The organism is Pseudomonas fluorescens (assembly GCF_902497875.1).
Lineage (GTDB): Bacteria > Pseudomonadota > Gammaproteobacteria > Pseudomonadales > Pseudomonadaceae > Aquipseudomonas > Aquipseudomonas fluorescens_BR.
On record NZ_CABVHY010000006.1, the window covers coordinates 37,170 to 48,982 of the forward strand.

The window sequence follows — 11,813 nt, forward strand, 5'->3', positions numbered from 1 at the left end:
TCGATGCAGCGGTGCGTACCTGGGTACGCACCTTTTTCAGGCCGGTCGATTAACCGGCTGTCTCTGCCATACGTTGCCACAATGCATAGTAGACCCGCCCGGATTTTTGTTCCCGATGCAGGCGCCAGCTGGCCGGAAGGCCAAGGGTCGACGGCGCAGTTTCGCTTTCGGTATAGATCCAGGCGTTGTCGGCCAGCCACTGGCGCTCTTCGAGCAGCGCGCAGACGACGGGCAGCAGGTTCTGGTTGAACGGCGGATCGAGAAATACCAGGTCGAACGCCGTCGCCGGCTGGCTTTCCAGATAACGCAAGGCGTCGGCGGTCTGCACCTGGCCGGTGGTGCAGCGCAGGGTCCCCAGGTGCTCGCGCAGGCTGGACACGGCGATGTTGCTGCTGTCCAGCGCCTGGCCCATGGCGGCGCCACGGGACAACGCTTCGAGGAACAACGCGCCACTGCCGGCGAACGGGTCGAGCACTTTGGCCCCGGCGACGTACGGCGCGAGCCAGTTGAACAGGGTTTCGCGGACCCGGTCCGGCGTCGGGCGCAGGCCCGGAGCGTCGGGGAAGCTCAGGCGACGGCTACGCCATTCGCCGCCGATGATGCGCAATTGGTTAACGCCGTTATGGACGTTGTGCAGCGGTTTCTTGCTGGGACGCGATGGGCTTGCCATTAATGCTCCGGAACCCCGAGCGGCTGCTCGGCGGGTTTATCAGTAGGGGCCGGTAACGGCTTTTGTGGCACGGTCGGACCAGCGCTGACAATGACCATCTTGTCGGTGTTCAGATGGTTGTTCAGTGCGGTCCTGACCTGCTCGACGGTCAGGCTCTGGGACTGTTGCATGAAGTCTTCGAGATAGCTGAGCGGCAGGTTATAGAAACCCATGGCGCCCAGTTGCCCGACGATATCGGCGTTGCTGGCGGTGGACAGCGGAAAGCTGCCGGCCAGTTCACGCTTGGCGTCGTCCAGTTCTTTCTGGGTCGGACCGGTTTTCAGGTAATCGGCGAGAACGTCCTGGACCAGTTTCAGCGTGCCTTCGCTCATCTCGGCGCGGGTCTGCAGGTTGATCATGAACGGCCCGCGAGCCTGCATCGGGGTGAAACCGGAGTATACGCCGTAAGTCAGGCCACGCTTCTCGCGGACCTCACTCATCAGCCGCGTACCAAAACCGCCACCGCCGAGGATCTGATTGCCCAGAGACAGTGCCGCGTAGTCCGGATCGTCGCGGTCGATGCCCAGTTGCGCGAGCATCAGGTTGGTCTGATTGGACGGGAACTCGATATGGCCGATGCTGGCCTTGGGCTCAACCGGCGGTTCGATTTTGGCCATCCCCGGACCTTTTGGCAGTCCAGCGGAGACTTGTGCGGCAATGACCTCGGCTTCGGCGCGCGACAGATCACCGACCAACGCGATCACCACGTTGCCGGCGGCATAGGCCTTGGCGTGGAACGCCTTTAGCTGAGCGAGGCTGATGGGTGGAACACTTTTCGCTGTGCCATCACTGGAGTGGGCGTAAGGATGATCGCCGTACAGACGACTCATCAGCTCAAGGCTCGCCAGTTTGCCGGGACTCTGCTTCTGGTATTCGAAACCGGCGAGCATCTGGTTTTTGATTCGCGCCAACGAGTCGGCCGGGAAGGTCGGTTTACCCACCACTTCGGTAAACAGCTGCAGGGCCGGTTCGCGTTTATCCACCGCGCTCAGGCTGCGCAGCGAAGCGACGGCCATGTCTTTGAACGCGCCATTGCCGAAATCTGCCCCCAGGCCTTCGAAACCTTCGGCGATCCCACCGACGTCTTTGCCGGCGATGCCCTCGTTGAGCATGGCGTTGGTCAGCAATGCCAGGCCGTGCGCAGTGCCATCCTGGCTGCTGCCGGCAGCAAAGGTCAGGCGCATGTCGAACATTGGCAATTCACGGGCTTCAACGAACAGCACCTTGGCGCCTTCGGCGGTTTTCCAGGTCTGTACGTCCAGCGCGCGGCGGCCAGGCGCCTTGCCATCCAGTTCGGCCAATGATTGCAGCTTCTTGCTGGCTTTAGCCTTGTCCAGTGCCTGGCTGGCATCGGATTCGTTCGGGCGGCTGAGGTAGAAACCCAGCGAGCCGATCAGTGCGACGAGTACCAGGCCGATCAGGGCCAGGCGTGATTTTTTGCGCTCACTCATGGGCGGTCTCCTCGGGCAATACATGCGCAACGCTGAGACGTTCGCGGGTGAAATAAGTGCGGGCGGCGTTCTGGATATCTTGCGGGGTCACGCTTTGCAGCTCATCGAGCTCGGTGTCCATCAGTTTCCAGGACAGGCCGACGGTTTCCAGCTGGCCGATGGCGGTGGCCTGGCTGGTGATCGAATCGCGTTCGTAGACCAGGCCGGCGATCACTTGGGCGCGGACCCGTTCCAGCTCTTCAGCCGTCGGCGCGGTGGTTTTCAACTGCTCGAGCAGGCGCCACAAACCAGCCTCGGCCTGGGCCATGGTTTTGTTTTTCTGCGAGTTGGGGGTTGCGGAGAGCGTGAACAGGCTGTCACCGCGAGTGTAGGCGTCGTAACTCGACGAACCGCCGGAGACCAGCTCTTCGCCGCGCTCCAGTTGGGTCGGGATGCGGGCACTGTAACCACCGTCGAGCAGGGCCGAGATCAGCCGCAGGGCATTCACCGAGCGCTTGTCCACAGCGGTGGCAATGCTTGGCACATTGAAACCGAGCATCAAGCTGGGCAGCTGGGTCTTCACGTGGAGAGTGATCTGGCGTTCGCCGGGCTCGGCCAGTTCCATCGGGATCTTCGCCGGCGGTACGTCGCGCTTGGCAATCGGGCCAAAGTAGCGCTGAGCCAGGGTCTTGACCTCATCCGGGGTCACGTCGCCGACCACCACCAGCGTGGCGTTGTTCGGCACATACCAGGACGTGTACCAGTTGCGCAGTTCCTCGACCTTCATGCGGTCCAGGTCAGCCATCCAGCCGATGGTCGGCGTGTGGTAGCCGCTCGCCGGGTAGGCCATGGCCTTGAAGCGCTCGTAGGCCTTGGACATGGGTTTGTCGTCGGTGCGCAGGCGGCGCTCTTCCTTGATCACTTCGATCTCGCGGCTGAACTCGTCGGCCGGCAGGCGCAGGCTGGCCATACGGTCGGCTTCCAGCTCGAAGGCCACGGCCAGGCGGTCGCGGGCCAGTACCTGGTAGTACGCGGTGAAGTCGTCGCTGGTGAAGGCGTTCTCTTCCGCGCCCAGATCGCGCAGGATCAATGAGGCTTCGCCGGGGCCGACTTTCTCGCTGCCCTTGAACATCATGTGTTCCAGAGCGTGGGACAAACCGGTCTGGCCCGGGGTTTCATAGCTGGAACCGACCTTGTACCAGACCTGCGAAACCACAACAGGCGCGCGATGGTCTTCGCGCACGACCACTTTAAGGCCGTTGTCGAGGGTGAACTCATGGGTGGGTTGTGGATCGGCAGCCAATGCTGAAAGGGGCAGACAAACTGTGCTGAACAGCAGGCCTGCGGCGCGGCGGGCTAGAGCATTCATTCGTTTTTAAACCTGTTGGGCTGCCCGCTTGGTCTTAGCGTCGGCGGGCGAGAGGGTGCTAGGATACTGATCGATTTTACTGGCGGCCACGCCTATCAGGCCTTTGATCGGTCAGCAGGTTGTATGAGTTTCCGGCAGAAGCTTTGAGTTTGTCAGCTAAACTCTGGGTTTTCGCCGACGATGCCGTTCCAGTCCTTCGTATTTAGTCGACCTTTGAGGTGCCGATAAGCACCTCGACAAAATGTTGCGCGTGAACAAGCTGAGTAAAAAACAGTCTGTTCTGCATCGAATATTTATTTGCCGAGGCGCCACATTGGCGCGTCGCTACCTTGAGATAGCCGTCATCCATGTTTGGTTCCAACGACGACAAGAAGACCCCAGCTGCGGCTGGCGAGAAAAAAGGCCTGTTCGGATGGCTGCGCAAAAAGCCGCAGGAAACCGTCGTCGAACAGCCGCAAGCCAATCCTGAGCCTACCCCTGAGCCGGTTGACGCCGCACCGGTGGTAGAAGTACCCGCTCCGATCGTTTTGCCTGTCGCCGAGTCGGTCCTTCAGCCGGTAGCCGAGCCTGAGCCTGTCGCACCAGCGCCGATCGCGCATGCCGAGCCTAAGCCGTGGCTGGTTCTGCCGGTGGCGGAAGAGCCGGTCGGGCTGGTCGAAGATGAACTGGCGCCGCATATCACCCCGCCGATTCCTGCGCCGACAGAAATTCAGCAAGCGGTACAGCTGCTGGTGAGCGAGCCGGTTGCAGTGGTCGAGCCGGTGACAGCGGAAACGATAATTGCCGAGCCCGATGTTCCAGAGGCAGTGATTGCTGCATTTGTGGTTCCGGAACCGGTCCCGACACCAGCGCCTGCACCCGTGGCTGCAGCGGTTGTTGCTGCACCTGTTGCACCTGTTGCTCCTGTTGTTACACCTGTTACGCCAGTGCCCGCTGCGCCGGTCGCATCGCCCGTAACCGTCGAACCGGCCCGCGCCAGCAGCGAAGAAAACAAAGTCGGCTTCTTTGCTCGCCTCAAACAAGGCCTGTCCAAGACCAGCGCCAGCATCGGCGAGGGCATGGCCAGCCTGTTCCTCGGCAAGAAGCTGATCGATGACGAACTGCTCGAAGACATCGAAACCCGTCTGCTGACTGCTGACGTCGGAGTCGAAGCGACTTCGGTGATCATCCAGAGCCTGACCCAGAAAGTCGCACGCAAACAGCTGGCCGACGCCGATGCGCTGTACAAATCCCTGCAGGCCGAGCTCGCGGCCATGCTCAAACCGGTCGAGAAGCCGCTGAACATCATTTCGCAGAACAAGCCGTTTGTGATTCTGGTGGTCGGCGTCAACGGCGCCGGCAAAACCACCACCATCGGCAAACTGGCGAAGAAGCTGCAGCTCGAAGGCAAGAAGGTCATGCTCGCAGCCGGTGATACCTTCCGCGCTGCGGCAGTCGAGCAGTTGCAGGTATGGGGCGAGCGCAACAAGATTCCGGTGATCGCCCAGCACACCGGGGCTGATTCCGCCTCGGTGATCTTCGACGCGGTACAGGCCGCCAAGGCCCGTGGCATTGACGTATTGATCGCCGACACCGCCGGTCGCCTGCACACCAAAGACAACCTGATGGAAGAACTGAAAAAGGTTCGCCGGGTCATTAGTAAGCTCGACGCCGATGCGCCGCACGAAGTGCTGCTGGTGCTCGACGCCGGTACGGGTCAGAACGCGATCAGCCAGGCCAAGCAATTCCATCAGACAGTCGAGCTGACCGGTCTTGCGTTGACTAAGCTCGACGGTACGGCCAAAGGCGGGGTGATCTTTGCCCTGGCCAAGCAATTTGGCCTGCCCATTCGCTACATCGGTGTCGGTGAAAGCATCGATGATTTGCGTACTTTTGAAGCTGAACCCTTTGTCCAGGCACTGTTTGCCGAACGGGAGCGTTCATGATTCGTTTCGAACAGGTCGGTAAGCGCTATCCGAACGGTCACGTCGGCTTGCATGAGCTGAGCTTTCGAGTCCGTCGGGGCGAGTTCTTGTTTGTCACCGGCCATTCCGGCGCCGGTAAAAGCACCTTGCTGCGACTGTTGCTGGCCATGGAACGTCCGACCACCGGTAAACTGCTGCTGGCCGGTCAGGATCTGGGCCAGATCAGCAACGCACAGATTCCTTTCCTGCGTCGGCAGATCGGCGTGGTGTTCCAGAATCACCAGTTGCTGTTCGACCGTACTATATTCAACAACATCGCCTTGCCGTTGCAGATTCTCGGTCTGTCCAAGGCTGAGATTACCAAGCGCGTGGATTCGGCCCTGGAGCGTGTGGCGCTTTCGGACAAGACCGATCTGTACCCTGGCGATCTGTCCACCGGTCAACAGCAGCGCGTCGGCATCGCCCGCGCCATCGTTCACCGCCCGGCGTTGCTGCTGGCGGACGAACCGACCGGTAACCTCGACCCGCGTCTGGCGGCAGAAATCATGGGTGTATTCGAAGACATCAACCGGCTGGGCACCAGCGTGCTGATTGCCAGTCACGACCTTGCGCTGATTGCCCGCATGCGCCATCGCATGCTGACGCTGCAGCGTGGCCGGTTGATCGGCGACGGGGAGGCCGGGGTATGAGTGCGACACGCAGTCCGAAAGTTTCCGAGCGTGTGGCGCCCAAAGCCGCCGACCCGCAACCGCAGAAGAAAAAACGCGACGAGGACGACGGCCCGGACTTCAGCACCTTGCTGCGTGCCTGGATTGAAAGTCATCGGGCCAGCATGCTGGACAGCCTGCGTCGCCTGGGTAAACAGCCGATCGGCAGTTTTTTTACCTGCCTGGTGATGGCGGTTGCCCTGAGCTTGCCGATGGGGCTGTCACTTTTGCTGAGCAACGTCGAACGCCTCGGCGGTTCCTGGCAGCGTGCGGCGCAGATTTCTCTGTACCTGCAACTCGATGCCAGCACCACCGAAGGTGAGCAGTTGCGTGAACAGATCAAGGGCCTGCCGGGTGTCGCGCAAGCCGAATACATCAGTCGCGACCAGGCCCTGGAAGAGTTCCAGCAGCAGTCCGGGCTGGGCGAGGCGCTCAAGGAGCTGCCGCAGAATCCGTTGCCAGGCGTAGTCCTGGTGACGCCGAACGAAGTCGACAAGCCGGCCCTTGAAGCATTAAGACAAAGACTTTCCGAGCTGCCGAAGGTACAACAGGCACAACTTGATCTAGTCTGGGTCGAGCGCTTGGCAGCGATCCTCAAGCTGGGCGACCGTTTTGTCTTCGGTTTAACCGTGCTTCTGGTTTCTGCATTACTTTTGGTGATAGGCAATACCATTCGTCTTCATATTGAAAACCGCCGCACCGAGATAGAAGTGATTAAACTGGTCGGCGGCACTGACAGCTATGTGCGTAGGCCCTTTCTCTATATGGGTGCGCTGTATGGCTTCGGTGCGGGGATTTTTTCCTGGGGTTTACTGGCGTTCGGCCTCGACTGGTTGAACGATGCGGTAGTCGGGCTGGCCGGATTGTATGGCAGTGATTTCGCGCTGGCCGGTGTGCCAGTCGCCGACGGTCTGTCACTCTTGCTTGGCGCGGTCCTGTTGGGGTATATCGGTGCATGGATTGCGGTAGCACGCCACCTTCGGGAGCTTGCGCCGAAATAATGTCTTTTTGCTTGTATTGACTTTTCAGCTTTCTAGGGAACTTGTCGTTCGGTTTCCGGTCAATTTTCGCAGTGCTGAACTGCACGAGTTATGTGAGTCGGAGGTTTTTTCGTATGACCACTTCTTTGCAACCTGCATATGCTTTAGTCCCAGGCGCAAACCTGGAGGCTTATGTGCACACGGTGAACAGCATTCCATTGCTGACGCCGGAGCAGGAGCGTGAACTGGCCGAGAGTCTCTACTATGAGCAGGATTTGGGGGCGGCTCGGCAGATGGTGCTCGCCCACCTGCGTTTTGTTGTACATATTGCCCGCAGCTATTCCGGCTACGGCCTGGCCCAGGCTGACCTGATCCAGGAAGGCAACGTCGGGCTGATGAAAGCGGTAAAGCGCTTCAACCCGGAAATGGGCGTGCGTCTGGTGTCATTCGCCGTGCACTGGATCAAGGCTGAGATCCACGAGTTCATCCTGCGCAACTGGCGCATCGTCAAGGTCGCCACGACCAAGGCCCAGCGCAAGCTGTTCTTCAACCTGCGCAGCCAGAAAAAACGTCTGGCCTGGCTGAACAACGAGGAAGTCCATCGCGTGGCGCAAAGCCTCGGCGTAGAGCCGCGGGAAGTGCGCGAGATGGAAAGCCGCCTGACCGGCCATGACATGGCCTTCGATCCGGCTGCGGAAGCGGACGACGACAGCGCCTTCCAGTCGCCGGCCAACTATCTGGAAGACCACCGGTACGACCCGGCCCGTCAACTGGAAGATGCCGACTGGAGCGACAACTCGAACCACAACCTGCACGAAGCGCTGGAGGTGCTCGACGATCGCAGCCGCGACATCCTCTACCAGCGCTGGCTGGCGGAAGAGAAAGCCACGCTGCATGACCTGGCGCAGAAGTACAACGTGTCGGCCGAGCGTATTCGTCAGCTTGAGAAAAGCGCGATGAACAAGCTCAAGTTGTCGATCGCCGCTTAACTGCAGCGATAAGCAATAAAAAACGCCCTGATCAATGATTGGGGCGTTTTTGTTTGTGCTCAATAATCCTGATCCAGCACAAAACCAGTGTGGGAGCGAGCTTGCTCGCGAATGCGGACTAACATTCAACATTGATGCTGAATGTCATGACCCCTTCGCGAGCAAGCTCGCTCCCACAGGGAATGTTCTGTGTTCAAAAGATAGTGCTCGGCTATTGAGACCAGGGCGCCCTGCGTGAGTCGTTCAGCCCTGCCAGATAACCCTCGCCACCCAATTGCCCCATCTGTCGGCGGATCCAGCCGGCGCGGCGCGCCACATAGCTGCTTGGATGGCCGGCGCTCCATGCTCGCGGGTTGGGCAGCACGGCCGCCAGCAGGCTGGCTTGCTGGCGCGACAGTGAGCCTGCGCCAACGCCGAAGTGGTGCCGAGACGCTGCTTCGGCGCCGAAGACCCCGGCATCCCATTCCACGCTGTTGAGGTAGACCTCAAGGATCCGCTGCTTGGGCCAGAGTATTTCGATCAGCCCGGTAAACCAGGCCTCCAGCCCTTTGCGCAACCAGCTGCGCCCCGACCACAGAAACAGGTTCTTCGACACCTGCTGGCTCAGGGTGCTGGCGCCGCGAATCGAGCCACCGCGTTCGTTATGGGCAAATGCCGCCTGAATGGCACCGAAATCAAAACCCCAGTGCTCGGAGAACTTCTGATCTTCGCCAGCAATCACTGCGATCTTCAGGTGGTCAGAGATCTTCTCCCATGGCTGCCAGTCACGTTGCAGGTCGATCGGCTCGCCGTTGAACCAGGATGCGACCTTGCGCTCGACCATGAGCGCCGTTCCCGGTGGCGGCACGAAGCGAAACACCAGCACCAGCAGAATGCTGCCAGCTGCGAACCAGAGCAGGGCTTTGGTGAATTGACGAATAAATAAACGCAGCATAGAGATGGCTTGGCCGAACCCGTTGAGCGGGCCATTATACAGACCCTGTTGAATGATTCTGACTGGAGTTCTACATGCTGCGTGGCTTTCTGATGCTGGCTGCCTTCTTCGGGTTTACCGGCGTCGCCCTCGGCGCGTTTGCCGCCCACGGCCTGAAAAATCGCCTCAGTGCGGAATATCTGGCGATCTTTCACACGGGGGTCACCTATCAGTTAGTGCATACCCTGGCGTTGCTGGGGGTTGCGCTACTGGCCGCTCAAATACCCGGACGGCTGATGACATGGGCGGGCGTCTCGTTTGTCATCGGCATTCTGTTGTTCTCCGGCAGCTTGTATCTGTTGACCCTGACGGGCATCAGCAAGCTCGGTATCGTGACGCCCTTCGGTGGTCTGGCCTTCCTCATCGGCTGGTTCTGCCTGGGGCTTGCAGCCTGGCGCCTGCAGCTCGCCGCTTGAGGCGACCGACAGGGCTTGGGTCGGCCTGACTGATCGGGCTAGAATGCTGACCCCTAAAAATGATGACGGCATCCGGTATGCGCATTCAGTTGAACGGTGAATCCTTTGAACTGCCCGACGGCGAAACCGTTGCGGCCCTGCTGACCCGCCTGGATCTGACCGGACGCCGGGTGGCGGTCGAACTCAATCTGGATATCGTCCCGCGCAGCCAGCATGCCGAGACTGCGCTCAGTGAGGGCGATCAGGTCGAAGTGGTCCACGCCATCGGCGGCGGCTAGGGCTCCCGGTCATTTCATCAGCAAAGAATTCTGCAGAACCTCACCCCCACAGAGGATTTCCCATGAGCAACGTTCGTAGCGATAAGCCCTTCGTCCTGGCCGGTCGTACTTACCAGTCGCGTTTGCTGGTTGGCACCGGCAAGTACCGCGACATGGAAGAAACCCGTCTGGCCATCGAAGCCTCGGGCGCGGAAATCGTCACCGTTGCCGTGCGCCGGACCAATATCGGCCAGAACCCGGGTGAACCGAACCTGCTCGATATCCTGCCGCCGGATCGTTACACCATCCTGCCAAACACCGCCGGTTGCTATGACGCGATCGAGGCCGTGCGCACTTGCCGTCTTGCCCGTGAGCTGCTGGATGGCCATAACCTGGTCAAGCTGGAAGTCCTGGCGGATCAGAAGACCCTGTTTCCCAACGTGATCGAAACCCTCAAAGCCGCGGAAATACTGGTCAAGGATGGTTTCGACGTGATGGTCTACACCAGCGATGACCCGATCATCGCCCGGCAACTGGAGCAAATCGGCTGCATCGCCGTGATGCCATTGGCCGGCCTGATCGGTACCGGGCTGGGGATCTGCAACCCGTACAACCTGCGGATCATCCTCGAAGAAGCCAAGATCCCGGTGCTGGTGGATGCCGGCGTGGGTACCGCCTCCGATGCGACCATCGCCATGGAGTTGGGTTGCGAAGCGGTGCTGATGAACTCGGCCATCGCCAATGCACAACAGCCGATCATGATGGCTGAAGCCATGAAGCACGCGATTGTTGCAGGTCGTCTGGCTTATCTCGCCGGGCGCATGCCGAAAAAACTCTATGCCAGCGCCTCCTCGCCGCTGGATGGTCTGATCAAGTAAGAGCCATTGATGACTGAATCAAACGACACGCCTATCGCGCCTGCAGAAGGCGAAGAACGCCAACACCGCCGCATCAAGAGTTTCGTGATGCGCGCCGGGCGTATGACTGAAGGCCAGCAAAAAGGTCTGGAGCAAGGTACGCCGCTGTTCGTTCTGCCACTGGCCGATGCGCCGGTGGACTTCGACCAGGTGTTCGGCCGCTCGGCGCCGCGCACCCTGGAAATCGGTTTCGGCATGGGGCATTCGTTGCTGGAAATGGCCGCAGCTTCACCTGAGCAGGATTTCATCGGCGTTGAAGTCCACCGCCCGGGTGTCGGCGCGCTGCTTAATGGCGTGCTGACTCAAGGCCTGACCAACCTGCGGGTCTACGATTGCGACGCGATCGAAGTGCTCAACCGCTGTATTGCGGATAACAGCCTCGATCGTCTGCTGCTGTTTTTCCCGGACCCTTGGCACAAGAGCCGTCACCACAAGCGCCGTATCGTTCAGGCGTCCTTCGCCGAACTGGTGCGCAGCAAGTTGAAAGTCGGCGGTGTGCTGCATATGGCGACCGATTGGGAACCCTATGCCGAGTACATGCTGGAAGTCATGGACGTCGCGCCGGGCTACCGCAACCTGGCCGAAGACGGCAAATGCGTGCCGCGCCCGACCGAACGCCCGATCACCAAGTTTGAACGTCGTGGTGAGCGTTTAGGGCATGGGGTTTGGGATTTGAAGTTCGAGAAGTTGGATTAAGAGCTAAAGCTCCTGCCGAAGTGCAATCTATGTGGGAGCGAGCTTGCTCGCGATGAGGCCATAACAGTCGACATTTATGTTGACTGAAAGACCGCTATCGCGAGCAAGCTCGCTCCCACATTTGTTTTGGGTTGTGTTCGGGTTAGCGGCGGTCTGCGACAACCCCGATCAACACCAGCACCACCAACAACACTGGCGCCAGGCTGTAGTTGTTGAACTGGCTCAGGCCCTTGATGATCCAGGGTGTGGCATAGATCAGTGCGACGCCGCTGCCGACCATGCACAGCAGGGCCATCAATGGTACGCGCAGGGCGCCGGCAATGCCGCCCAGGCGTTGTTCGATCCAGCCTTTGATGTCCGCGCCGAACAGCACCAGCAGGCAGCCGACCAGCGCCAGAGAGATTTCCGAAAGGTTGCTGCGGCTCCAACGAGACACGGTGGCGAGCAGGTCGAGTACCAAATCCAT

General features: G+C 60.1%; 14 protein-coding genes. 8 read left to right on the top strand and 6 right to left on the bottom strand.

All coding sequences use genetic code 11. The features are described 5' to 3' along the window. Window positions 1-49 precede the first annotated feature (49 nt). The 4 genes from rsmD to F8N85_RS07250 form a co-directional block, all read right to left on the bottom strand. Window positions 50-670, bottom strand: a complete 621-nt coding sequence (gene rsmD, locus F8N85_RS07235) for a 16S rRNA (guanine(966)-N(2))-methyltransferase RsmD (protein ID WP_150802972.1) — start codon at window positions 668-670, stop codon at window positions 50-52. Continuing rightward, window positions 670-2,160: a M16 family metallopeptidase gene (locus F8N85_RS07240; RefSeq protein ID WP_150802973.1), complete on the bottom strand. Its 1,491-nt coding sequence runs from the start codon at window positions 2,158-2,160 to the stop codon at window positions 670-672. Before F8N85_RS07240 ends, rsmD begins: the two co-directional genes overlap by 1 nt. Beyond that, window positions 2,153-3,508, bottom strand: a complete 1,356-nt coding sequence (locus F8N85_RS07245) for a M16 family metallopeptidase (protein ID WP_150802974.1) — start codon at window positions 3,506-3,508, stop codon at window positions 2,153-2,155. The genes F8N85_RS07240 and F8N85_RS07245 overlap by 8 nt, the downstream gene beginning before the upstream one ends. A gap of 202 nt (window positions 3,509-3,710) precedes the next feature. Continuing rightward, entirely contained in the window at window positions 3,711-3,857 is a 147-nt protein-coding gene (locus F8N85_RS07250; RefSeq protein ID WP_191636134.1) for a hypothetical protein, read from the bottom strand. Here F8N85_RS07250 and ftsY point away from each other — a divergent pair. The 4 genes from ftsY to rpoH all read left to right on the top strand — a co-directional run bounded on the left by ftsY (window position 3,856) and on the right by rpoH (window position 8,088). Next, entirely contained in the window at window positions 3,856-5,433 is a 1,578-nt protein-coding gene (ftsY, locus tag F8N85_RS07255; protein ID WP_150802975.1) for a signal recognition particle-docking protein FtsY, read from the top strand. The two genes, F8N85_RS07250 and ftsY, sit on opposite strands and share 2 nt — an antisense overlap. Continuing rightward, the gene (gene ftsE, locus F8N85_RS07260) at window positions 5,430-6,101 is read left to right on the top strand and encodes a cell division ATP-binding protein FtsE (protein WP_150802976.1); all 672 of its coding nucleotides are present in this window, start codon (window positions 5,430-5,432) and stop codon (window positions 6,099-6,101) included. The genes ftsY and ftsE overlap by 4 nt, the downstream gene beginning before the upstream one ends. After that, complete coding sequence (gene ftsX / locus F8N85_RS07265) at window positions 6,098-7,120, top strand: permease-like cell division protein FtsX (RefSeq protein ID WP_150802977.1); 1,023 nt, start codon at window positions 6,098-6,100, stop codon at window positions 7,118-7,120. Before ftsE ends, ftsX begins: the two co-directional genes overlap by 4 nt. 113 nt (window positions 7,121-7,233) lie before the next feature. Beyond that, window positions 7,234-8,088, top strand: coding sequence for an RNA polymerase sigma factor RpoH (rpoH, locus tag F8N85_RS07270; protein WP_150802978.1), 855 nt, complete (start codon window positions 7,234-7,236; stop codon window positions 8,086-8,088). A 211-nt stretch (window positions 8,089-8,299) separates the two neighbouring features. Here rpoH and mtgA read toward each other — a convergent pair whose 3' ends face one another. After that, a complete protein-coding gene (mtgA, locus tag F8N85_RS07280; RefSeq protein WP_150802980.1) occupies window positions 8,300-9,022 on the bottom strand; it encodes a monofunctional biosynthetic peptidoglycan transglycosylase in 723 nt (240 codons plus the stop codon). A gap of 74 nt (window positions 9,023-9,096) precedes the next feature. Between mtgA and F8N85_RS07285 the strand changes: the two genes are divergently transcribed. From F8N85_RS07285 to trmB, 4 genes are all read left to right on the top strand, one after another. Further along, a complete protein-coding gene (locus tag F8N85_RS07285) occupies window positions 9,097-9,477 on the top strand; it encodes a DUF423 domain-containing protein (protein WP_150802981.1) in 381 nt (126 codons plus the stop codon). A 77-nt stretch (window positions 9,478-9,554) separates the two neighbouring features. Next, complete coding sequence (thiS, locus tag F8N85_RS07290; RefSeq protein ID WP_175645494.1) at window positions 9,555-9,755, top strand: sulfur carrier protein ThiS; 201 nt, start codon at window positions 9,555-9,557, stop codon at window positions 9,753-9,755. Between the two features lie 62 nt (window positions 9,756-9,817). Continuing rightward, a complete protein-coding gene (locus F8N85_RS07295; protein ID WP_150802982.1) occupies window positions 9,818-10,612 on the top strand; it encodes a thiazole synthase in 795 nt (264 codons plus the stop codon). 9 nt (window positions 10,613-10,621) lie between these two features. Further along, window positions 10,622-11,347, top strand: a complete 726-nt coding sequence (gene trmB / locus F8N85_RS07300; RefSeq protein ID WP_150802983.1) for a tRNA (guanosine(46)-N7)-methyltransferase TrmB — start codon at window positions 10,622-10,624, stop codon at window positions 11,345-11,347. A 142-nt stretch (window positions 11,348-11,489) separates the two neighbouring features. Here the strand turns inward: trmB and F8N85_RS07305 are convergent, their stop codons facing one another. Beyond that, complete coding sequence (locus tag F8N85_RS07305; RefSeq protein WP_150802984.1) at window positions 11,490-11,813, bottom strand: DUF3392 domain-containing protein; 324 nt, start codon at window positions 11,811-11,813, stop codon at window positions 11,490-11,492.

Excerpts from the sequence above, each read along its gene's own strand:
- rsmD (WP_150802972.1), bottom strand. The coding sequence starts at position 670 with ATGGCAAGCCCATCGCGTCCCAGCAAGAAACCGCTGCACAACGTCCAT.
- F8N85_RS07240 (WP_150802973.1), bottom strand. The coding sequence starts at position 2,160 with ATGAGTGAGCGCAAAAAATCACGCCTGGCCCTGATCGGCCTGGTACTC.
- F8N85_RS07245 (WP_150802974.1), bottom strand. The coding sequence starts at position 3,508 with ATGAATGCTCTAGCCCGCCGCGCCGCAGGCCTGCTGTTCAGCACAGTT.
- ftsY (WP_150802975.1), top strand. The coding sequence starts at position 3,856 with ATGTTTGGTTCCAACGACGACAAGAAGACCCCAGCTGCGGCTGGCGAG.
- F8N85_RS07250 (WP_191636134.1), bottom strand. The coding sequence starts at position 3,857 with ATGGATGACGGCTATCTCAAGGTAGCGACGCGCCAATGTGGCGCCTCG.
- ftsE (WP_150802976.1), top strand. The coding sequence starts at position 5,430 with ATGATTCGTTTCGAACAGGTCGGTAAGCGCTATCCGAACGGTCACGTC.
- ftsX (WP_150802977.1), top strand. The coding sequence starts at position 6,098 with ATGAGTGCGACACGCAGTCCGAAAGTTTCCGAGCGTGTGGCGCCCAAA.
- rpoH (WP_150802978.1), top strand. The coding sequence starts at position 7,234 with ATGACCACTTCTTTGCAACCTGCATATGCTTTAGTCCCAGGCGCAAAC.
- mtgA (WP_150802980.1), bottom strand. The coding sequence starts at position 9,022 with ATGCTGCGTTTATTTATTCGTCAATTCACCAAAGCCCTGCTCTGGTTC.
- F8N85_RS07285 (WP_150802981.1), top strand. The coding sequence starts at position 9,097 with ATGCTGCGTGGCTTTCTGATGCTGGCTGCCTTCTTCGGGTTTACCGGC.
- thiS (WP_175645494.1), top strand. The coding sequence starts at position 9,555 with ATGCGCATTCAGTTGAACGGTGAATCCTTTGAACTGCCCGACGGCGAA.
- F8N85_RS07295 (WP_150802982.1), top strand. The coding sequence starts at position 9,818 with ATGAGCAACGTTCGTAGCGATAAGCCCTTCGTCCTGGCCGGTCGTACT.
- trmB (WP_150802983.1), top strand. The coding sequence starts at position 10,622 with ATGACTGAATCAAACGACACGCCTATCGCGCCTGCAGAAGGCGAAGAA.
- F8N85_RS07305 (WP_150802984.1), bottom strand. The coding sequence starts at position 11,813 with ATGGATTTGGTACTCGACCTGCTCGCCACCGTGTCTCGTTGGAGCCGC.